Origin of the sequence: Psychrobacter sp. NPDC078929, assembly GCF_050267985.1 — a bacterium.
GTDB lineage: Bacteria > Pseudomonadota > Gammaproteobacteria > Pseudomonadales > Moraxellaceae > Psychrobacter.
The window spans coordinates 1-22156 of sequence record NZ_JBNNFX010000019.1; the positions used below are offsets into that span (position 1 = coordinate 1).

The 22156-nt window shown below is 44.4% G+C and carries 16 protein-coding genes and 1 pseudogene; 5 read left to right on the top strand and 12 right to left on the bottom strand.

Annotated features, from left to right (window positions below):
• Positions 1-126, top strand: a pseudogene (tuf, locus tag ACQKCG_RS10645) (elongation factor Tu); the annotation flags it as partial.
• Positions 127-284: 158 nt separating this feature from the next.
• Positions 285-779, top strand: coding sequence for a ribosomal protein S18-alanine N-acetyltransferase (gene rimI, locus ACQKCG_RS10650; protein ID WP_134292731.1), 495 nt, complete (start codon positions 285-287; stop codon positions 777-779).
• A 94-nt stretch (positions 780-873) separates the two neighbouring features.
• Here the strand turns inward: rimI and ACQKCG_RS10655 are convergent, their stop codons facing one another.
• Genes ACQKCG_RS10655 through trxB form a run of 3 tightly spaced genes read right to left on the bottom strand, consistent with a single transcriptional unit; the run spans position 874 to position 3168 of the window.
• Positions 874-1308, bottom strand: a complete 435-nt coding sequence (locus ACQKCG_RS10655) for a MerR family transcriptional regulator (protein WP_102078510.1) — start codon at positions 1306-1308, stop codon at positions 874-876.
• A 30-nt stretch (positions 1309-1338) separates the two neighbouring features.
• Positions 1339-2145, bottom strand: coding sequence for a leucyl/phenylalanyl-tRNA--protein transferase (gene aat, locus ACQKCG_RS10660; RefSeq protein ID WP_134292732.1), 807 nt, complete (start codon positions 2143-2145; stop codon positions 1339-1341).
• A complete protein-coding gene (gene trxB / locus ACQKCG_RS10665; RefSeq protein ID WP_134292733.1) occupies positions 2146-3168 on the bottom strand; it encodes a thioredoxin-disulfide reductase in 1023 nt (340 codons plus the stop codon).
• Positions 3169-3714: 546 nt separating this feature from the next.
• Here trxB and ACQKCG_RS10670 point away from each other — a divergent pair.
• Entirely contained in the window at positions 3715-7089 is a 3375-nt protein-coding gene (locus ACQKCG_RS10670) for a DNA translocase FtsK (protein ID WP_227543703.1), read from the top strand.
• A gap of 324 nt (positions 7090-7413) precedes the next feature.
• Positions 7414-8907, top strand: coding sequence for an amidase (locus ACQKCG_RS10675; RefSeq protein WP_134292734.1), 1494 nt, complete (start codon positions 7414-7416; stop codon positions 8905-8907).
• A gap of 29 nt (positions 8908-8936) precedes the next feature.
• Here the strand turns inward: ACQKCG_RS10675 and ACQKCG_RS10680 are convergent, their stop codons facing one another.
• From ACQKCG_RS10680 to dapC, 8 genes are all read right to left on the bottom strand, one after another.
• Positions 8937-9827 carry a DODA-type extradiol aromatic ring-opening family dioxygenase gene (locus ACQKCG_RS10680; RefSeq protein ID WP_134292735.1) on the bottom strand — a complete coding sequence of 297 codons (891 nt, stop codon included), beginning with the start codon at positions 9825-9827 and terminating at the stop codon, positions 8937-8939.
• 83 nt (positions 9828-9910) lie between these two features.
• A complete protein-coding gene (rlmH, locus tag ACQKCG_RS10685; RefSeq protein WP_101204969.1) occupies positions 9911-10399 on the bottom strand; it encodes a 23S rRNA (pseudouridine(1915)-N(3))-methyltransferase RlmH in 489 nt (162 codons plus the stop codon).
• Between the two features lie 85 nt (positions 10400-10484).
• Positions 10485-11033: a DUF421 domain-containing protein gene (locus ACQKCG_RS10690; RefSeq protein ID WP_134292736.1), complete on the bottom strand. Its 549-nt coding sequence runs from the start codon at positions 11031-11033 to the stop codon at positions 10485-10487.
• A gap of 185 nt (positions 11034-11218) precedes the next feature.
• A complete protein-coding gene (locus ACQKCG_RS10695; protein WP_057758504.1) occupies positions 11219-11704 on the bottom strand; it encodes an ABZJ_00895 family protein in 486 nt (161 codons plus the stop codon).
• 69 nt (positions 11705-11773) lie between these two features.
• Positions 11774-13816 (bottom strand): D-alanyl-D-alanine carboxypeptidase/D-alanyl-D-alanine-endopeptidase, encoded by a 2043-nt coding sequence (locus ACQKCG_RS10700; RefSeq protein ID WP_134292737.1) that lies wholly within the window; start codon positions 13814-13816, stop codon positions 11774-11776.
• Positions 13817-14139: 323 nt separating this feature from the next.
• The gene (locus ACQKCG_RS10705; protein ID WP_134292738.1) at positions 14140-14745 is read right to left on the bottom strand and encodes a 3'-5' exonuclease; all 606 of its coding nucleotides are present in this window, start codon (positions 14743-14745) and stop codon (positions 14140-14142) included.
• 82 nt (positions 14746-14827) lie between these two features.
• On the bottom strand, positions 14828-16777 hold the full coding sequence (locus tag ACQKCG_RS10710; protein WP_134292739.1) for a DUF294 nucleotidyltransferase-like domain-containing protein: 1950 nt from the start codon (positions 16775-16777) through the stop codon (positions 14828-14830).
• A gap of 153 nt (positions 16778-16930) precedes the next feature.
• On the bottom strand, positions 16931-18160 hold the full coding sequence (dapC, locus tag ACQKCG_RS10715) for a succinyldiaminopimelate transaminase (RefSeq protein WP_134292740.1): 1230 nt from the start codon (positions 18158-18160) through the stop codon (positions 16931-16933).
• A gap of 259 nt (positions 18161-18419) precedes the next feature.
• On the opposite strand from dapC, the gene ACQKCG_RS10720 reads away from it, so the two are divergent.
• Complete coding sequence (locus ACQKCG_RS10720) at positions 18420-19091, top strand: hypothetical protein (protein WP_134292741.1); 672 nt, start codon at positions 18420-18422, stop codon at positions 19089-19091.
• 81 nt (positions 19092-19172) lie between these two features.
• Here ACQKCG_RS10720 and glnD read toward each other — a convergent pair whose 3' ends face one another.
• Complete coding sequence (gene glnD, locus ACQKCG_RS10725; RefSeq protein ID WP_134292742.1) at positions 19173-21929, bottom strand: [protein-PII] uridylyltransferase; 2757 nt, start codon at positions 21927-21929, stop codon at positions 19173-19175.
• Positions 21930-22156: the final 227 nt, after the last annotated feature.

Below are 22156 nucleotides of genomic sequence, written 5' to 3' on the forward strand. Positions count from 1 at the left end.
GGTGATAACGTTGAGATGGGCGTAGAGCTTATCCACCCAATCGCTATGGACAAAGGTCTTCGCTTCGCTATTCGTGAAGGCGGCCGTACTGTAGGCGCTGGTGTTGTTGCTAACGTATTGAACTAATCCTTAAGTCTCAGCAATGAGCTTATGAATTAGTCATAAAAAAGGCCATCCTATCTAGGGTGGCCTTTTTTTTGTGATAAAAAATAAATAATTTGGTCACTTACTTATATAATCTAAGTACAACCAAATGATGAGACTAATTAAATGAAAGGAACATCATGTTTGCGATAGAAGCACTACCAACGAATGCAATAGAACTCGAAAACGTTATTCAAACCGTCGCTAATATAGAAGCGGTCGTGCAACCAGATGATGCTTGGAATCAGAAAACATTGACTGAGTTACTTGAGCAGGACAGTATTTGCCTACTGATTGCTTACGATCAAGCCAAAGAAGAGAGCGTCTCTCATCGTGAGATAGTTGGCTATTGTTTATATCAAACGACTTTTGAGCAAGCAGAAGTGTTGCGTATCGGAACTGATCCAAAATACCAACGCCAAGGCATTGCTTTACAGGTATTGAATAAATTGCATGAGCTGTTACAGCTTAATCAGGTAGAGAGTCTTTTGTTAGAAGTACGTGCCGATAATACAGCGGCGATAGCGTTATACGAGCAACAGGCATTCAATATTATTCATAAGCGTAAAGGATATTATAAAATGCCACATAAACCAGCAGTCGATGCATTGATCATGCAGCATAATTATATTTAATAAAGAAAATAAGGCTTAATAAAAAATAAGCGATTATGATAAAAGTGGCTACAACAGCTACGATATAAAAGCAGAGTTAACTAAGATTTAAGCTTTATTGCAAAGGAATTTTCTTTTTACAGACCTCTACATCAAGCTGATAATCACTATCTGCTTTCATTCGACCTAAAATATCCAAGCGTTCGCTCAGTAACTCCACCATTATGCTGATATTGGCTTGCTGTTTCTTAACCTGTTCTAGCTTCTGCTGAGTGAGTATGAGCTGCGAATCAATATCCAAGTGACCATCATAATAATCATTTAGACTATTTTTGATTTCGGTAAGCGTAAAGCCAATAGCTTGCGCGCTTTTGATCAGCTCTATGCGTTCGATACACTCTGGATGAAATTCGGTATATAAACGTGAGCCTGCCTGACGCTTGCGAGATTTTAGCAGGCCTAATTGCTCGTAATGGCGAACCGTATCTTTGGTCGTATTGGCCTTTGCTGCTAGCTCTCCAATCAATAGAAACGATGTATCAAGTGCCATAATAACCTCTTATTTTTTTCGCTATGATAATCATAACTCTAGTTGCCACGGCGATTCGCTATCCAGTAGCGATACGGCTAACGGTTTATGAGAGTGCCTTTGCCATGGCACAGACTGGCTGCCAATCAGGTTGTCTAACTGAGTCAGAAAGCTAGCACGCGGTAAAGTAGTGGCACCTAAGCTCATCAAATGATCGTTCGGTAACTGACAGTCGACGAGTGCGACATCGCTTTGTTCACATAAGCGCATCAGACCCCAAAACGCTAGCTTTGACGCATTAGATGCTCGATGAAACATTGATTCACCAAAATAGATGCCGTTTATTTTTAACCCGTACAATCCGCCAATCAGTTGACCTGCTTCGTCCCAAACTTCAATGCTATGAGCAAAGCCTTGCGCATGCAATTTGGTATAAGCTTCGATCATCTCATCATGAATCCAAGTATGCTCACCTTCGGGATGATTGTCATTAAGGCCATCACTGCGCGGTAAGCTACAGGCATGTATGACATCGTCAAAAGCTTTATTAAGCGTCAATTGCCAACGTTCGCGATTTGCTTGCTTACGTAGAGACTTACTCGGTTGATAAGCCGAGGGGGCGATCACACAACGCGGCTCAGGACACCACCAAGCAATAGGCTCATCTTCGTTAAACCAAGGAAATAGTCCTTGAGCATAGGCTGATATCAGTGTTTCAGGTGCTAAATCACCCCCCATAGCGACGATGCCAATACCATCAGGATCGATAGAAATGGGATCAGGAAAGTCATAACGCCCAAGACTTTTTAAAGTCTCAGGCGTAATGTGTTTATCGTGCTGTTGAGTAAAGTTGCCCATTTAGGCTTCTTTATCTGCAGTTAGTGTTGAATCATAAGTGTGGTCACGAGCGACGGTTTCGCCCAGTGCATCCAAGTACTTTTCAGCATCTAGCGCAGCCATACAACCCGTACCAGCAGAAGTGATGGCTTGACGGTAAACGTGATCGGCTACATCACCTGCGGCAAACACACCTTCAATACTGGTCTGGGTAGCATTACCAGTCAAGCCACTATTAACGATCAGATAGCCATCTTTCATATCCAACTGACCTTTGAACAAGTCAGTATTTGGCTTATGACCAATAGCGACAAACATACCCATTGTGTCTAGTTGTTTGGTGCTGCCATCAATCATTGATTCGATAACGACGCCATTGACGCCCATGTCATCACCGACCACTTCTTTTACTTGATGGTTCCATTCGATTTTGACATTGCCGCTTTTGGCTTTTTCAAATAGCTTGTCCTGCAGAATTTTTTCAGAGCGTAGGCTGTCACGGCGATGTACTAAGGTCACTTCAGACGCAATATTAGATAAGTACAAAGCTTCCTCAACCGCTGTATTACCACCACCAATCACCGCAACTTTTTGGTTTTTATAAAAGAAACCATCACAAGTGGCACAGGCTGATACGCCAAGCCCTCTGAATTTGGTTTCCGATTCTAGCCCCAAGTACTGTGCAGAGGCACCAGTTGAGATAATGAGCGCGTCACAAGTATAGCTACCGTTGTTACCTGTCAATTGAAAAGGACGCTCGTTTAGGTTTACTTCATTGATATGATCGTAGACCAGTTCAGTACCGAAACGCTCTGCATGCGCTTTCATACGTTCCATCAATGCAGGACCTGTCAAATCATGCGCATCGCCTGGCCAGTTGTCGACTTCGGTAGTGGTGGTTAATTGTCCACCGACTTCCATGCCAGTAACCATAACCGGCTTAAGGTTAGCGCGCGCTGCATAAACGGCTGCAGAGTAGCCAGCAGGGCCTGAGCCTAAAATAATGAGCTTTTCGTGACGTGGAGCAGTAGTGTCAGTTGCCATGAGTTGTTCCTTGCTAAATATACGAATTAAAAATGTAAGTTATAAATATAATAAAAGAGGAATATCAAAAATGACTACGAATATGCTTCTTCTAATTGCTGTGTGATAATAACATAAGGGCACAGCGCACAAAGTGCAAGTTTGCTAAAACAAACACAGGTATCATTAGAATCAAAGAATAAATAACTTTGGAACATAAGTGCAAAACAGAGACTATTTTATAGAATTTAGGCAATACAGTTAGCCATATTTTGCCACTCGTGTTTCGCTAACCAGCTGTTTTCTTACGCAAAGTGTCTACTGATTTACTTTCTTACACGCTTTCTTGATAAGACTGTCGCCACTGTACCTATGTATTTGTTATTATAAGAAGTTATGCCAAGTGTAGTAGGAGCCAAGCGATAACGGTTGTTTAAAGGCTCTACAATCGGCACATGCCAAACAAACACTTCGCTCGGTACATTTATGTCAACACTTTATGTCAGCATGATTAGGCTTAGTCATGCATTGGCGACCATTTAGTATTAATAACAAGGCAGATCTTACGTGATATCAGCACCGCTTATTGAGTATTTAAAAAAGGGAATGTTTACCCTCCTTGGGTTAATACTGGCCGTTTATTTGTTTGTCATTTTGATGACTTATACAGGCAACGATCCTAGCTGGTCGCACATCAGTAGTGATATGACCACGATTAATAATATGGGCGGCGAGGCAGGCGCATGGTTATCCGATTTGCTTTACAGCTTTTTTGGGTTTGGTGCTTGGTGGTTTTTGGCATTCGTGGTTTATGAATCTATTTTGATTTGGTGGGAAAACAAGCCAACGTTTTGGCTCATGCGATTGGTCGCTTATGTGTTTTTGCTATTAAGTGCTAGCGCATTATTTGCACAATTGGTTTCTCTAGTTCAGCAAGTCACAAACCCTGACGCAATCGGTCTTGAAGGCGTCGCTGGTGGTATCATCGGGCTAGAACTACAAGCGCGTTTGGCACAGCTACTATCGCAGTGGGGGAGTGTGATTTTCTTAGCAGTATTCGTTGTGATTACCGCTACGTTTGCCTTTAATATCCATTGGATGACGATATATCAAAAGGTTCGTGCGCTGTCATGGCTTGGTTCAGGTGTAAAAAGTCAGGATGCTATCAACGCTACTGAACCGAGCAGTACATCACAAGATGATAGCCAAAACTTAGATGAGTCGGTAGATAAAAAAGTAGAGCATGAGCAACTGCCACTTGAGTTACAGTCTGCGGAAAATACTAGCGGTACTCAAGACGTCAACAGCAGTGGACGTTTCGGTAGTGTATTATCAGAATTTTTGGCAACCTCAGGATTGGCAGATAGTGTCAAAGCCTCCGTCATCGCAGCAAAAGCAGCGGCGACACCCAATAGCTCAAAAAGTGATCAGGCAAATACCGATACAGAAACGCTTAAAGATGCTACTGATAGTACGGTCAACAGTACAGTCCAGCCATTAGTTTCAAACTTGACTGCACCTATTGCTCGCAAAGTTGAGCCAAGCTTTGCGTGGAATGATGCCAATACTGTCGATGATTTACTCGCAAGTGAGCAAATGGTTTATAATGCCAATAGCATGGACAGCTCGGCTATGCCTGTACCTAACTATTCCCAAGCGGGTACTAGTAGTACAGCATCGTTAGAGAAATCAGTACCTGCTACTGTTGTGACCACTACAACGATGGAAGCGGTTGATCAACCAGATATACATGATAAAGAATCACTAGCTCAGCCATCAGTTGATGAGTCAGTGAGCAGTAATTTAGCCAGTCAGCCAGTCATTGAACCTGCTGATCCTAAAATCTCTACGACACATGAGACTGAGGAAGTAGATAAGTTGGCAGAAGCATGGTTGGCAGAGCATGCTAACATATCAGAACCTACTGAATCTGTTGTAGGAACGTATGAAGACTCTAAGCCTGTTCAGGAAATCATAGCAGCTGAGCCAATAGTACAAGAGAAAAACCCAGAACCTATCTTAGAAGAGCCTATTAGCTTTGCACAGGAGTCAGCCAATCAACTGTCTGATACGCCTGTAGAGTTGCCACATACTGAAAAAACAGCAGTAGCCCCTGAGCCTGAAGTTGCTCCGGTAACAGTAGAGACTGAGCCTGCATTGCCAGATGTGCCAGATGTGTCAGACATGACACCAACCAATACGCCTCCTGCCAATCCAAAAGCAGCGCCAACGGTGGAAGTGACTAGCCCAGTCTCAAATGTACAGCCTGAGCCGAAAGCGTCCGTGCAACCATCTGTTAGCTTTGCTGTCCCAGAGGGCGATAGTAGCAACCATATCACTGATATGATGTCAGAGGATGATAGTAATGACGACACCAATGTACCGGTCATGCCGCATATTAGTGATGACGCAGCCTTCAGTCAAAAGTCACGCTCGATGCAAACGGCAGCTTATCGCAGCAGCCTGACGCCTATTCCAGAAGTCTCTATATTGGATAAGCCGGATCCTGACCGCAAGCCTAGCTACACTGTGGCTGAACTTGAAAAACTGTCTGAGTTGCTAGAAATTAAGCTACAAGAATTTAATGTAAAGGCTTCTGTGGTTAATGCTATCCCTGGCCCTGTTGTCACCCGTTTTGAAGTAGAGCTGGCTGCTGGGGTGAAGGCTAGTAAAGTCACAGGTATCTCGCGTGATTTAGCACGTTCATTATCGATGGCCTCTTTACGTGTGGTCGAAGTGATTCCGGGCAAACCGTACATCGGTATCGAAGTGCCTAACAAGAAACGTGAAATGGTACGTTTGATTGAACTGCTAAATACCGAAACGTTTAAAGATCCTAAAGCGCAGATTAGCATGGCAATGGGTAAAGACATCGGTGGTAACCCAATCATTACCGACCTTGCTCGTGCGCCGCATATGCTGGTGGCTGGTACCACAGGCTCTGGTAAATCAGTATTGGTCAACTCGATGCTACTATCGATGCTACTCAAATATACACCCAATGAGCTGCGTCTTATCTTGATTGATCCAAAGCAGCTTGAGCTTGCTAACTATAATGATATTCCGCATTTGCTAACGCCAGTAGTCACCGATATGACGGAAGCGGCCAGTAGCTTGTCATGGTGTGTGGCCGAGATGGAACGTCGCTATCAGTTGATGAGCTTGCTAAAGGTTCGTAAGCTCAATGAGTTTAATAAAAAAGTCATCGCGGCGGAAAAATCAGGCAATCCTATGCTCGATCCTCTATGGCGTCCAAATGACAGCGTAAGTATTAGCCAAGCACCAAAGCTAAAAACCTTACCCATGATTGTTATTGTCGCGGATGAGTTTGCCGATATGATTATGCAGGTTGGTAAACAAGCCGAAGAGCTCATCACACGTTTGGCGCAAAAATCGCGTGCTGCAGGTATTCATTTAATGCTAGCGACTCAGCGTCCATCAGTCGATGTCATTACAGGTCTGATTAAAGCCAACATCCCAGTGCGTGCGGCACTACGAGTCAACTCAAAAGTCGATTCACGTACGATTCTAGATAGTGGCGGTGCTGAGGACATGCTGGGTAACGGCGATATGTTGTTCTTGGGGCCAGGACAGATCGAGCCAGATCGTGTACATGGTGCTTACGTCAGTGACGAAGAAGTTAACCGTGTCTGTGATGCGTGGCGTGAGCGCGGTGCCCCTGACTATATTGATAATATGGCAGGCAATTTTGAATTGTCTAGCCCAGGCGGTGGTAGTACAGCCAATGCCTCTGGTGAAGATGATGATTTATATAATGATGCTGTGGCCTTTATCATGGAAACACGTAAAGTTTCTGCCTCAAGCATTCAGCGTAAATTTAGTATCGGCTATAACCGTGCCGCGCGTATTGTCGACTCTATGGAAGAAGCTGGATTGGTCAGCTCGATGGGCAAAAGTGGCAAGCGTGAACTATTGATGTAGGATTAATCCTTAAGTTGATAACGAGAAAGCGAGTCATGAGAATGGCTCGTTTTTTTATGGAAGAAACTTAATAATACTTTTATAAATTGTGGGTTTAGAAGTAAGCTCTTATTATTCAGTATGTTCTAGGGCTCGAAGAGTAGATTCGTATATTGGCTCATTAATTACTTAAACCATCCAGATGACTAACGAGTCCGTTTATCAAATATCAGGCACGGTTTTTTATACTAAACTGACAGGAGTTTATGAAAAAATAGTCATTAGTTTTAGAAAGTATGCGTGCTACATAGTCTTAATAAAATTACTCTCCAAGGAAGGTTAGTTATGTTTAAAGAATATACTCAGTATGATGGGCTCGCCTTAGCAGCCTTGGTCAATTCAGGTGAGGTTAGCGCAAAGGAATTGCTAGACGCTGCTGTCCATCAAGCCAATCAAATCAACCCTAAGCTAAATGCTATCGTGCATCGTTTTGATGAGCGTGCTTACAATGCTGCGCAGGCAGGTTTACCTTCAGGTGTATTTACTGGCGTGCCGTATTTACTAAAAGATTTATCATTTAGCTTCGCCGACGAGCCAATTACGATGGGTAGCCGCAGCGTCAATATCATTTCAGAGAAAGACAGTGAAATCGTCAAACGGATGAAAGCGACAGGCGTTAATACTTTTGGCAAGACTAATACTCCTGAGTTTGGTTTGATTATCACCACTGAGCCAAAAGCGCATGGTGCTACTCATAATCCTTTTAAAAAAGGCTACAGCTCTGGCGGCTCGTCAGGAGGTAGTGCAGCAGCAGTTGCGAGCGGTATTGTCCCGATGGCAGGCGGCGGTGATGGTGGCGGCTCCATACGTTTCCCATCTGCTTGGTGCGGTACGTTTGGGTTAAAGCCAAGCCGTGGACGTAATCCAATGGGCCCTAATCTTGGTGAAGGCTGGGAGGGGGCCGTGGCTGACCATGTGATTACGCGCTCAGTGCGCGATAGTGCAGCGATGCTAGATGCAACTAGTGGAGCAGAGATTGGTGCCCCTTACATTATAGCTCCGCCAAACGGCACCTTTCTGCAAGCGGCAATGCGTGCACCGCGAAAGCTAAAAATCGCTTTGCATCAGCAGCCTTTGATAGCCAATACGACAGTGGACAAAGAGGTGCTGGCGGTACTTGATCAAACGGCTAAGCAATTAGAGTCTATGGGTCATGAAGTAGTACCAGCCGAGCCAAACATCAATATCGAGCAGTTTTGGCATGACTTTATCGTTGTGGTCTGCGCGCATACGGCTTTTACGATTGATAATATCGAGCGTGAGTTTGGTACTGACCACATCAAAAACCTAGAGCCACAAACTTATAATATGGCACTGCTTGGGCGTTCGCTATCAGCGGTTGATTTGGCACATGCCAAACATGGCTGGCATTATAGCCAGTATCAGACGGGGCTATTACTAGAAGACTACGATATGATTTTGTGCCCGACTGTGCCCACGCCTGCGGTAAAGCATGGTGTACTACCGCCTAGCCGTATGGATGAGATGATGATGCGTAGCGCCGAGGTGCTTAACAAGGGCTTTAATATGGGTAGATATGCCTTTAGCTCAGGCATGATTGAAAAGCTCAGTGCACCTGTATTAGGTAAGATGGGCTTTACACTATTGGGTAATGTTACGGGGTTACCCGCGATGTCAGTACCCGTCGGTATGAGCAAAAACGGCCTACCGATTGGCATGCAATTAATCGGGCGTATGAATGATGAAGCGACATTATTCAGCGTGGCAGGTGAGATGGAGCGCGCAGGTTTATTTACCAAACACGCTTTTGAGAAGTAGGGTTAAGCTATAGTTTGGATTGATAACACTCAATCAAAGCGATAGATATCCATACCCAAACTATGATGGGCCATACTTTGATGAACGACAGAGACGCGCTGACCAGTACCTAATGCAAAAAACAACGGTAGCAAGTGCTCATCACTTGGATGAATGTCCTTGTAGTCTGGGTACTGCTGCCAGTCGAGCGCCGTGGGAATGTCTATTTTGAGCTGCTGCAACAACCACTGCTTAAACGTTTTGGCTGCTTGATCGATGCTGTCAGCTTCCCAGCGCAATGCTTGTAAATTGTGCGTAATGTTACCTGAGCCAATGACGAGGATTTGCTCATCACGCAGATGTGCCAACTGCGCGCCTAACTGATAGCAGGCGATACTGTCATAATGCTGCGGCAGTGATATCTGTACGATAGGCACATCGGCTTCTGGGTACAGATGTCTGAGCGGCGCCCACACGCCATGATCACAGGCACGTACTGGATTGACACTACAAGTAATGCCACGTGCGGTCAGCTGCTGAGCAAGTGTCTCAGCCAGTGCCGGCTGGCCTATAGCAGGATACTGAATGTCGTAAAGTTCAGGCGAAAATCCTGAAAAGTCATGCCACGTCTTTGGCTGTGGATTACTGCTAATCTCTAGCTTTGCTGACTGCCAATGCGCTGACATAATAACGATGGCACGTGGCTTAGGTAAGTTTTGACCGATACGAGCCAGTGCACTGGTCGTCGCAGACTGCTCAATCGCAAGCGTAGGTGCGCCATGCGAGATAAAGAGCGCTGGTAGCTTAGATGTATTCGTCGCTACATCAGACGTATTTTCCCATGCGGCAGCCGCTGTGATAGGCGTCTGCACACTATGATGATCATCACGTTGATGAGAGTGCTTAGAGGCGTTGGGTGTCGCACGTTTTGGATATTTCATGTTGCATTTATTAGGGCGTGCGCCAGTTTTTCAATCTATTTTAGGGTTGATGTTTCAAATCAAAAAATAGATTAGTATTTTATTTAATTACCACGGTGATAAGGGTGGTTATTGTTGATACTCATCGCGCGATACAATTGTTCCATAAGTACGACGCGTACTAGCGGATGTGGCAATGTCAGTGCTGATAGTGATAACTTTGCATCAGCCTTTGCCAATACTTCTGGCGAGACACCATCTGCACCGCCGATGACCAAGGCAATATCATCGCCTTGCAGCATGCCATCAGAGAGCTTATCAGCCAGTCCTTCTGTCGAAATCATCTTGCCTTTGACATCTAATACCCACAATTGCTCTCGGCTTGATGCATTATGAGCGGCTAATATAGCCTGACCTTCCTGCTCACGGTACTGTGCCAAATTAGCATCTGAAGGGTTTTTTGCCCGCTTGGCTGCCGCAATTTCGACAATTTCTGTGCTTAGCATCGGTTGAATGCGTTTGTAATACTCGTCAAAACCCGTCTGTACCCAGCTAGGCATTTTATTGCCAACGGTCAAAATCCTTACTTTCATAATGCTTACCATCTCGATAATTAAATTCAAGCTTACTAGGCCGTGTTCTTAATAGTTGTATCGTTCGTTCTTTATTGTCTGCAATTTACATCAGAGGGTTAATCGTCTCTGATACGTTGCTATTCGTGTTTTGATCATCGTCGCTCTTATCACTTTGGCTCGGCTTTGGAATGACAGTCAGCTTTGCGTCAGACTCAAAAACAATGGCTTCGACATCATCAAAACTATTAATCCCTTCAGAACGCATGGCACATTCGATTTCTTGACGCGTCAAGCGCTCATCACGCATGGCGTCTGGCAAAAACTGCCCTTGATAAAAAACGATACGCGGCTCTGATAAAATAAAGTTACTAAATTGCGGTGAAACAGACGCATATTTGGTCACCACAAATTGCAATAGGTACAGCACTAAAATAGACGAAACCCCTTCGACAAAGGGAATATCTTTGAGCAAAATTGTACTGGCACCTAACGAGCCGATCATGACTGTCACGATCCAATCGAAGTTGTTGAGCTGTGACGTCGAGCGTTTGCCAGAGATTTTGGTAACTGTCACGATCAACACGTAAACCATAACAGTCGTCAAAACAATACGACCAAGCTTGTCTATGTTGTCAAAAAAGATCATGTCCATAATGTTCGCTCCTATTATAAAGGTAAAACAAGTCATCGCTAAAATACTACTTACTAGGGCGCGTCTTACTTTGTCTCATTTTTAGTACTATTCTTAAAATAATGACACGCCTTAAACTTAGCCTAACGGATTTTACGCATTAGCAGGGGAAAACTTTGTAGCACCTTGTAGATGATGGTTTGTACTTACGTTGATTTGCGTATAGGGTCTAATAATCGATTGATAGACCATAGACTGATTCGCGCACTGACTAGTGTGAGAACCAGCATCAGCATCAGTGATGAAAGCAGGGGCAGTGGACGCTGCATCGCCATCTCAAACAATACCTCACGGCTTATCGTATCAAACAGCCAAAACCAGATGGCTGAAAAATAAATGACCGTCAGCATCCAGACAATCACAACCCCACCAAACATCAATTTATTAATCTCATCACGCGCTAATGCTCGCTTCTGATGTTTGATGAATTTACTGACAGCGATGTAAGCACCCACGATAATAGAAACCACCATAACCAGTTGTGGATTGAGCGCAAGTTTGGTCTGTATCATCATAAATATGGTACTGGCAAGCGTGTATCCAATCGCAAAAAAACCAACATATCGAGCCAGTTTAGGCTGCACTTGTACAAGTGTCTGGGGTTTGTTAAGACTGGTTGTCTGGCGTGACATAAGCTAACCTTTATAAAGGTAAAAAATAGAGTATTGATAATAAGTCGACTTAAAGCGTTAATTAAAATATCAACGCTGTGCCGTCCAGTCGAGCATGGCATCTAATACAGGTCGCGCTGCATAAGGATTTAATGCTTGATCGGTGTTAATTATACCGACGACAACGTAGTCCTGTCCTGACAGTCCTTTGACATAACCTGCCATTGAGGTGACGTTATTTAACGTGCCAGTTTTTATCCATGCGCGGCCAGTGGCTACCGATTCAGGCAAGCGATCGCTATGAGCGGCAATAGTGCCACTAACCCCAGCGACCCCTAACGAGTCGACATAGGCATCAAAATTTGGTCGACTGTAAGCATAAGTCAGTAGCTCACTTAGGTTGGCGGCGGTGATTGTACACTCACGGCAAAGTCCTGAGCCATTGGTCAAATGAGGCGGCGGTGTACTGAGATTGGTTTGCCACCATTGATTGATGGTTTGTAAGGCCGTAGGATAGTCTGTTGTAGCAGGTTTACCAAACTGATATAAGCTATCAGCCTTTTTGCTACTAGATTTATCAGCCGTTACTTTATTATCCACCTCATTATTAGTGCTGGCTTCATGACTACTTGGATTAGTGGCAGTTGTGCTAGCAGGTATTGTTTGAGTCAGCCTTCCTTTACCGTAAGCGCCTATAGATAGCGCCACTTGCTCAGCCATGACATTGTTTGAGAAGTGGTTAATGTCATGAATCTGCTCGGTTAGATTCAACGACGGATAGCTGACCATAGGCAATGGCGACATCGCGATAGCCGTAAGCCCGTGCGCTCGTTTTGTCGCCTTGCTCATATCGTAAGGGGTTTCTTGCGAAATTACTTGTCCACTCAAAGTATTCCCTAATGCTTGCCATTTGGCAGCGATGACGTGTGCGGCAAACTCTTTGGCATTAGGATATGCCACGTAAAAAACATGCTCACCGCAGCTCTCTGGCAGACTGGCATTTAATACGAGCTGCGTGTTTTGCCACTGCGGCGCTAGGCTATAGCTTGCTTGCCCACAACTGGCTGCACGGGTATTGATTGTAGCAGGCAGCTGATAGTTGGCTAACCGCGGCTTATAGGTCACACTTGCTTGGCCATTATCTTGAGGGTAAGTTTTGATACCAATGGTGCTAAAGTTAACCAAAAACCCATCAGGGCTGGCGTTATAAGGGCGTAGAGGTGAGTTGTCAAAGGCGGCAGGATCTTTACTAACATTGTTAAAAACAGCGCTGTCGATGATGATGTCACCATCGATATGACGAATACCGGATGCTTGCACTTTATACAGTAACTGCTTTAAACGCTCGTGGGTCATTTTTGGGTCGCCACTACCTTGAATAATCAAGTCACCATGTAGACGGTTGCCGATGACAATACCTGTGTGATAAACCCGTGTATGCCACACAAAATCGGCCCCTAAAGTGTCCAAAGCGATAAAGCTAGGCACAAGTTTCATGGTGCTGGCAGGCGTACGAGGGATGTCAGACTGGTGATCCAGCAAAGGCGAAAATGAAATCTTTATAGAGGTTTTATTATTGCTCGCGGCATCTTGGGCTTTGGTGTTCTGAGTAAGCGTATGCTGAGATTCATCAGGGATGACTGTTGGAATGCTCTCTACGCTCTGATAAGTATAAGGGTCATCGGTATAAGCATGTATTTTTTGCTCGTGCTTTTCAATGGTGCGCTGCTCTATGGTAACTAAGGCGCTCTGGTGGCTCGGGTCGCTGCTACTTGTATCCGTAGAGGTGTCTGTAGTTGGGTGCTCAGATACTATAGTAGATGCAGATTGGCTGTCAGGTTCATCACTATCAATGACTTGAATAGGAGCAGGCAGACGGCTAGCAGCCTTGTCACCCACAGGTGTAATAACGATACTGATATCCGCTTCTGTCAAATCGGCACGTGCCAAGGCTTTTTGAATGGCTGCTGGTAAAACGGCTTGAGCATGTATCGGTGCGACCACAACCGCTGCCAATAACGCTAACCTAGATAGACGTTTATTAGGTTGGTTTAGCAGTCGCAAATGACGACAAAGCGTGGTGATTTTGGTTGCAGCAGTAGAGTAATGGCGGCGTTTAGAAGGGTATCGCATGAGCATCTTTCATCAGGTGGCAAAAACAGCCTATGGTAACATGAGTTGCTGTTTTCGCACACGATGTCAGCAGTACAATTTTAGGGCGTGTCATCAATCTGAACAATAAAATTTAAATGGGCTAAAAATGGCTAAATCTTTGCCAAACTGCGTCAAGTAGCTGGCTAATATCTTGATATTATTTGTACTCCTTTCTTTGTTTGGCTGCCATTTATCTCATCTTTACTACCATTTTCAAAATGAGGACACGCCCTAGCGATAATGACGCTCTTATTTAGATAACTAACTCTAACTATCGATTGAACTGCGAGCATGCTTTACTGCTAACGCACATGCAAAAAAGCCATCGCCGTCATAACAGCATCGTTATAAGCATCATGCGCGCCCAGTTCAGGAATGTTGTAATGGGCTAATATCCGATTCAGATGTTGGGCTTGGTTAGAGAGCCCTTGTGTGTGACCACTGATACGCCGACTGTAAAGGTGACGCAAATCTATGACTTCGTTTGGTAGAGACGTTCCCATGTAGCGTTTGACCAAAGGATTCAAAAAAGCTATGTCTAGCTGTGTGCAGAATCCAACGATTGGTCGATTACCTATGAATGGTAGCAGCAGTGCCAACATGTCATCGTAACTCATGCCATGTTCAACATCGGCGGTACGTAGGCCATGGATTACAATGGTGTCGCGGTCTGGCATTACAGGAGGTCTGCAAACCAAATGCATGCCATTACCCGTGTCGATGATACTGCCATTAATATGTATCGCTGCTACAGACAGCAGGTGATGCTTTTTGGGGTTCAGTCCTGTCATCTCGCAGTCAATCGCCACCCATTGCTCAGCCGAAGATGTCGTAAACATTAAGGCAAGCTCTGGACGCTGTAATTGCGTCTTTTGCCAAGCGCAAGATAACTGCTGTAACCAGTTCATATTGGTTGCTCATCCATCTATGTTATTTTTGTATTTATAAAATTTCTCTATTTATGAAGCCTCTGTACTAAGACTGCCACATTTATGCGATTTCTAGCTGATAGTGTTGACGCAATTGATTCTTAAAGCTTTTGACCACGGCCAGACACTCTTTGAGTAGGTCACGTTCAAGCGCAGTCAAAGTCGTAGGGTCTACTTGCCGTGCATGCTTATCGTCGGTCGAGAGCGCCACAGATAAGCGCTGCGCCATAAAAAATTCTAGTGCTTCTAGCAAAGTATCGGCGCGCTCTTGGGTCATAGCATCAACCTGTACTAGAGCCTTTAAACGCGCCTTGGTACTAGGCACATCGAGCACATTGTTTTCTAATGCTAAAGTGCGGATACCATGCACCAAAGGAAAAATACCGGCTTTTTTTAGATCAATGTCGGATGATGCTGATTTACCGCCTAGTAAAGGTACAAACTTCTGCCACCATTGATTAACATCGCCAAACTGTAGCGCTGCCCGTGCAAACTGCCTGACAAACATAGGGTCTGCTTTTTGATGAGCAAGCTTTAAATGCTGACGTACTTGAGTAAGCAGTGACTCATCGCCGCAGACGTATTCAGCATCTAGTATTGCAGACAAGTAAATACCATGCATCGGGTCGGAATTCCTAAACCATAGGCCAATTTGCGCAGTGAATTGCTTGAGCGGTTGTCGCCACATAGGATTGGTCATCATGATATTGCCATCACACAGTGGGTAGCCAAGCGTTGCTAAATGGCTATTAAAAGTATCAGCAAACTGTGCTAAATCGAGGTGTGTATAGCCATCACGAATGATGAGCGCGTTGTCTTGATCGGTACGCATGATTTGCTCACCGCGCCCTTCTGAACCCATAACGATAAGGCAGGTATTGGCCATCACTTCATCAGGTACGATTAGCTGCCATAGTTTGGTAAATACCTGCGCATTTAGCGTCTGTACCATACGACTGATATTGCCGATTTTGACACCATTGTGATGCTGTGCTCGAATATAGCGACCGATCAGCTCAACAGCGGTATCTAGGCTTGATAAGTCCTGCGCCTGTTCGATTTGAATACTAATGAGCTGTGAATGATGGCCTATGTGAGCGAGCATATCGCTTTGCCCAAGCACACCGACGACATCGCCACTCTTATCAATGACTGGCAGTCTATGAATACGATAGCGAGTCATGGTCAGCAGCGCATCGCCAATCTCATCACTGGCTTTGATGGTTCGCAGATTAAAATTAGCATAGCGCTGGCAAGGAGTAATAGCTGGATCTTGTCTGTCACTCACCGCGCGGCAGATATCAGTATCGGTCAAAATCCCTAAAAGTAATCTTGTCTCATGTTGCGCTGTTTGTGAGCCACTTAAGCCATGTAACGGTCTGACCAGTACATGTTTTAATCCAGCTTTGGTCATGATGCGGGCAGCTTCGTACAAGCTATCATCGGCATCGACGATATGTACTGGTAACAGATGAACATCTATCACTGGCTGCAGCATGATTTGCTGTACTTCTTGTTGGTTGGTATAGCTGGCAGGATCTAGCGTTTTATTATGACGTCGTTGGCGCAATGCTTTTAATCGCTCAGGCAGCTTGTCTGATAGCATTTGGCGTACCAAATGATTTTGCGCGCTGATTTTATCGATAGCAGTGCCAGCGACTTGGAGCAGTAACGTCTCTTCATTAGCTCGGAATTGATATGGCTGTATAGGAGTGCTTTCAGGCTCTAGCTGATTATCCTTGGCAAGTGGTTCAGGCAGGCGGCGACTATCAAACCAATCATTATTGTTCAGACCGTCAGCGTGATTGCTACCTACATAGGACGCGACAAAATCACCATCTAGTGATTGCTCGATTTGCCCTTTGATGACCACATATAGACATTGCAGTTCTTCTACAGGCAAGCTCTCGTTTTTGGCAAGGTAGCGTATCTGGGTGTTTTTTCTAATGCTTTGACGCTCGGCTAAGCTCAATACATCAAAGGGCGGTTGGCTAAAATCAAGATGGGGCATGGCATCATCCTTGATGGCATATTTTCGGTAGAGACTTTACTATAGCATTAATAAAACAAAAAGCCTCCAATAACCATAATATAAATAGGGTTATTGAAGGCTTTTTAATATAGCGAAATTTATCTCAGCTACATTAGATTTTTCTAATTAGCTTTAAGCACCTAATAATTTACAGATACGACTGATTGCTTCTCGGCTCTCATCGACACTCGCGACCAGAGCGATACGCACATAACCTTGTCCAGGATTGTGACCATCAACTTCACGTGACAAATAGCGTCCTGCCAATGCATGGATATTGGCTTGCTCATACAGCGCTTTGACAAATATTTCATCATTACCATCGAACTGTTCAGGCACTTTGACCCAGAAGTAAAACCCAGCATCAGGCATGCGTAACTCTAGCAACTCCCCAAGCTCGGACATCCATAGGGCAAACTTCTCTTGGTATAGCGAGCGATTATGAGCGACGTGTTTTTCGTCTTGCCATGCAGCGATAGAGGCCAGCTGATGAGGTATCGGCATTGCACAGCCTTGGTAAGTGCGATATTGCAAATAAGCCTGCAAAATTTTGGCATCACCGGCCACAAATCCAGAGCGCAAACCCGGTAAGTTTGAACGTTTGGATAGAGAGTGGAACACGATACAGTTTTTGAAATCGCGGCGACCAAGGGCCGCACAAGCTTGGAGCAGTCCAATCGGTGCTGTATCAAAATACAGCTCGCTATAGCACTCGTCACTGGCAATAATAAAACCGTACTGATCTGACAGGCGAATGAGGTATTCCCAATCATCCATTGTCATGACGGCGCCTGTTGGATTGTTTGGGCTACAGACAAACAATAGCTGTGTACGCGTCCAGACGTCTTTTGGTACCGCGCGATAGTCACCTTTGTAGTCATTAGCTGATGTACAAGGGACAAAGTAAGGCGTTGCCTGTGCCAATATCGCTGCGCCTTCATATATCTGATAAAACGGGTTGGGCATGACGACTGTAGGCGATGTATCAGACGCTAGAGAATTACTATCTTTGTCAGCTACATCATGATCAACGACCGCTTGTACAAAGCTAAAAATCGCTTCACGTGTGCCCATTACTGGTAATACTTGAGTATTGGCATCGACATGATTTAGAAAAAACCGCTTCTCTAGCCAGTGGGCGATAGTTTGACGGAGCTCAAACATACCGTTTGTAGTCGGATAACGACTTATTTTGTCCAAGTTTTCGCGTAGGACGTCCAGCACAAATGCAGGGGGCTCATGTTTTGGCTCACCAATACCGAGCTTTATTTCACTGTAACCGTTGGCAGGCTTACTGTCGGCAAGTAGTGTTGCCATCTTTGCGAAAGGATAAGGATGCAAATACGTTAAGTTGTGATTCATAAGTGTGGTAACTATAATAGACAATTAATAATAAAGTTATAAAGAAAATTTACATTAGAGCAGTGTAGCACTTCTCTAATTTTTTGTCCTTTGCTTCTTATATCGTGAATTTGCCTTTACTGAACATAAGCTATTCAATTTATGGCTAATAAATAGGTAGTCGTCGAGAAGCCTTTCAAAACTTTCTTTATTTATAACCTATAACAACATAAAAATGATTACTCACAAGAGTATTAGGTCGTTTTAAGGATAGTCTGATATGTCTAGTGTGCTAAATAATGATGATCTCATCGCTAAAGATATCAATAACAAAAACCTTGATAATAATTTGCAGCGTTCCAAACTGTATAAACTGCTCAAAGAACGTGAGCAGTGCTGGTGGCAAGCGCGTCAGCAACTGATTGAGCGTCAGGAAAAGAAAATGTTTTGGTTTGGCGAAAACAGCCTAATTATGTGGCTGTTGTGGCAATTGGTCGGTTATGTGGTAGTAGCCATGGCATTGATGCTACTCAATAATATATTTGGTATCTCATTACCGCTATGGCAGTACGTTTCTTTGTTTGTAATACAGACCCTACTTTTTATCAGCGCCCTTGCTGCTAAAGGCCAGTTGGAAAACAAACTCCAGCGCAAAATAGATAACGACGAGCTGATGGGCGAAGAGGCGCTCAATGAAATGATTATTTTGGCAGAGGATAGCCTGTATCCTGATGTACATGCCAAATCGCCTATCTCTTTGGAAGCGTTAGATGATTATCTAGACGGACAGTTTCACCTAGCAAGCTTGCAATGTCTGCTACAAAAAGAAGTTGATGCTGGACGATTAATTATGGAGCAGCAGCCACCCGAAGTAGGTGTTTTGCCGCCAGAGCTTGCTGACGATGAACTGAACGAACATGCTAGCGAGATAACTTATAGAAGTACGCTATAAAACGTACTTCTATGATGACTATCAGACTACTTTTGCTAGTTAATATTCAAAATAATGGCTAACCAAAACTATCTAGCCGTATCAAAAATATATTACGCTATTATGCTCTTTCTGAACGGTAAGACTGGCTAACAGAGCTGCCTTTAATGCTTCCAGTCTATCAGGTGAGAGTGGCTTATCGTTTTGATCACTGATATAAAACATATCCTCAGCACGCTCACCTAAAGTGGTAATACGCGCAGCATGTACTTCGATTTGCTCTTGCAAAAACACTTGCCCAACTCGCGCCAATAGCCCTGGCTGATCAAGCGTTTCTAAGCTCAAGATGTGCTGATCTGATGCTTCATTGAACTCGAAGTTAATCACTGTTTTTACTTCAAAGTGTTTTAACTGACGCGGCATACGCTTGTTCGTCAGTTTAAGTACAGTAGGGTCTTTGAATGAGTCAATTAAGCGTTGTTTTAGCTCTTGTTGACTGTCTTCATCAACCAACAATGTGCCACTAGGATCTAGCAATACATAAGAATCCAAAGCAAAGTCACGGGTCGCTGTGATAATGCGTGCATCTAAAACGTCGAGATTCATCTGATCAAATACTGCCATGGTAACGGCAAACAGGTTCATCTGATCTTGGGTGTAAACAAAGACCTGTACCGCATCAAGTGCCAATTCGCGATGTTCACGCAAAACGACCAATGGTGGACTGTCAGCGTTAGAGGCCAATCCAATCGGTGGGTGATTCAAAATAGCTTCGGTATGCCATAAGATATCTTCTGCAATCTCTCGCAAGAAATACTCATCGCCCAAGTCATCCCATAGACGCAATACTTCATCGCGGTTCATATGTTGGTTATTGACATTATCTAGCATCGTCAACGCTTGCTTGCGTGTGGCGCTAATCATATCTTGACGATTGGTGGGCGCATCGATATCAGCGCGCAAGATGCGCCGCGTTTGTGAGTATAGCTGTTTCATGAGAGTCGCCCGCCAGCTGTTCCATAGCTGTGGGTTGGTCGCATTCATATCAGCCACCGTCAGTACATATAGATGGTTTAGATGAGTCACATTACCAATGAGATCAGAGAAAATAGTGACTACTTCAGGGTCTGAGATATCTTTTTTCTGTGCAGTAATCGACATGAGAAGGTGATAGCGTGTGAGCCAGCCTACTAAGTTTGCATCCGCCAAGCTCATACCATGCGATAAGCAAAACTCAATCGATTCGGTTTGACCAAGCTCACTATGGTCACCGCCACGGCCCTTAGCAATATCATGGAACATGGCTGCCAGCACCAAAATCTCTTTACGCTCGATACGCTGAAAGATAGAGCTGACCAGTGGAAACTCTTCTTGAAAGGTCGGATCTGTAAATCGGTGCAAAATTCTAATCAAAAACAAGGTATGCGCATCTACTGTATAACGATGGAACAAGTCATACTGCATAAGGCCAGTGACTTGCGCAAACGCAGGAATATAGTTACCCAGTACTCCATAGCGATTCATGGTACGCAGACGATGAAACAGGTAATTCTGTTCTTTTAGATTTGATAAAAACAATGTTTTGTGAGTAGGGTTGTCTCTATATATCTGATCGATGCCGCGTGCGGCAATTTTGAGTGCGCGCAGGGTATGGGTGCGAACTTTATCGATGCCATGCTGACCCATCAATAAAAACATCTCTAAGATAGAGTCTGGGTGCTGTGCAAACACTCGATGATGCGCAATGGCAATCTGGTTGCCAATACGATTGAATCGCGCATTTATAGGCTGTTTTTTTGGACGTTCATCGTCAGGCAGCTGTGGCTCTATTATCGTTTCATAATAATGATTGGTCAGCATCTCAGACAGCGTTGATATCTGCATCGCACAGCGATAGTAGTCGCGCATAAACCGTTCGACCGCAGCATTAGGCTGGTCATCAGGCTGGGTCTCGTAGCCCATTAGCTGAGCAATCTCACGCTGATAATCAAACAACAGCTTGTTTTCGTTACGGCCAGTCAGTACATGTAAGTAATGACGAATTTGCCATAAATACCCTTCGGCAAAATTCAGCTCATCAAATTCTTTTTCGGTCAAAAAGTTCTGTTGCACTAAATCATATAGCTTGCTCACGCGAAAATAACGCTTGGTGACCCAGCCGATGATATGGATATCACGTAGCCCGCCTGGTGCTGTTTTGATATTGGGTTCAAGGTTGTATTCGGTGGCATTGTGCTGCAAGTAACGCGCTTTGGATTCTTCCATTTTTACATCAAAAAATGCGCGCGGAGACCACTGTTTATTAACGATTTGAGCGGGCATGTCTTGCAATGCTTCGTTACCGATTAGGAGTCGAGCCTCTAGCTGAGCACTAGCAATCGTATGGTCAAGCGCGGCCTCTAGCGCATCATTAACACTACGTACGGAGAGTGCAGGCTCTAGTCCTATGTCCCATAGTAGAGCGACCAGTTTGTCGATTTTGCTACTGGCATCAGTACCTATCTCACCAGGAGACAGAAGCAAAATATCAATGTCTGAGTAGAGCGATAGCTCGCCGCGCCCGTAGCCACCAGTCGCAAAAAACGCCAAATCAGTCTTATCCAATTCAAACCATTTAAACAACGCAATCAATAGGCTATCGATAGCGCAAGCACGTGCTGCAACCAGTTGGCGAATGTTAGTACCACGTTCTAATGAGCGGCTGATATCGTCATTGATTTGGGCCAACCATTCAGGAATGCCAAGCAGATTCTTGTCTGTCACATTTTTGGCTGACAGTGGGGATGAGTCTGTCGCCACCTCACTTGGTAGTATCGGTAAAGGCGTCAAATCAACAGAGGCGATATCACAATTAAACATGAGTGTTATCCAGTTAAGAGTTTAGAAATAGAACGTTTGAGCTGAGCGCTATTGGGCGTCTAATGTACTGATGGCTAATAAAAGTCACGAATAGCAATTATCAATAAAAGTGCTGATAAGTATATCAATAGAAGTTATTAGGTCATCTGAGTATAAAGACAAAGCGCCTATAAGCACAATACTCAATATGCCCTAATTAAAGGCCAAAAAAAAGACCGCCTAAGCGA

What these genes read in the sequence shown, in the direction of transcription:
- ACQKCG_RS10695 (WP_057758504.1), bottom strand. Translation starts at nt 11,704, where the DNA reads ATGTCACGCCAGACAACCAGTCTTAACAAACCCCAGACACTTGTACAA.
- rimI (WP_134292731.1), top strand. Translation starts at nt 285, where the DNA reads ATGTTTGCGATAGAAGCACTACCAACGAATGCAATAGAACTCGAAAAC.
- ACQKCG_RS10710 (WP_134292739.1), bottom strand. Translation starts at nt 16,777, where the DNA reads ATGCCCCATCTTGATTTTAGCCAACCGCCCTTTGATGTATTGAGCTTA.
- ACQKCG_RS10700 (WP_134292737.1), bottom strand. Translation starts at nt 13,816, where the DNA reads ATGCGATACCCTTCTAAACGCCGCCATTACTCTACTGCTGCAACCAAA.
- trxB (WP_134292733.1), bottom strand. Translation starts at nt 3,168, where the DNA reads ATGGCAACTGACACTACTGCTCCACGTCACGAAAAGCTCATTATTTTA.
- aat (WP_134292732.1), bottom strand. Translation starts at nt 2,145, where the DNA reads ATGGGCAACTTTACTCAACAGCACGATAAACACATTACGCCTGAGACT.
- rlmH (WP_101204969.1), bottom strand. Translation starts at nt 10,399, where the DNA reads ATGAAAGTAAGGATTTTGACCGTTGGCAATAAAATGCCTAGCTGGGTA.
- glnD (WP_134292742.1), bottom strand. Translation starts at nt 21,929, where the DNA reads ATGTTTAATTGTGATATCGCCTCTGTTGATTTGACGCCTTTACCGATA.
- ACQKCG_RS10705 (WP_134292738.1), bottom strand. Translation starts at nt 14,745, where the DNA reads ATGAACTGGTTACAGCAGTTATCTTGCGCTTGGCAAAAGACGCAATTA.
- ACQKCG_RS10655 (WP_102078510.1), bottom strand. Translation starts at nt 1,308, where the DNA reads ATGGCACTTGATACATCGTTTCTATTGATTGGAGAGCTAGCAGCAAAG.
- ACQKCG_RS10720 (WP_134292741.1), top strand. Translation starts at nt 18,420, where the DNA reads ATGTCTAGTGTGCTAAATAATGATGATCTCATCGCTAAAGATATCAAT.
- dapC (WP_134292740.1), bottom strand. Translation starts at nt 18,160, where the DNA reads ATGAATCACAACTTAACGTATTTGCATCCTTATCCTTTCGCAAAGATG.
- ACQKCG_RS10680 (WP_134292735.1), bottom strand. Translation starts at nt 9,827, where the DNA reads ATGAAATATCCAAAACGTGCGACACCCAACGCCTCTAAGCACTCTCAT.
- ACQKCG_RS10690 (WP_134292736.1), bottom strand. Translation starts at nt 11,033, where the DNA reads ATGGACATGATCTTTTTTGACAACATAGACAAGCTTGGTCGTATTGTT.
- ACQKCG_RS10675 (WP_134292734.1), top strand. Translation starts at nt 7,414, where the DNA reads ATGTTTAAAGAATATACTCAGTATGATGGGCTCGCCTTAGCAGCCTTG.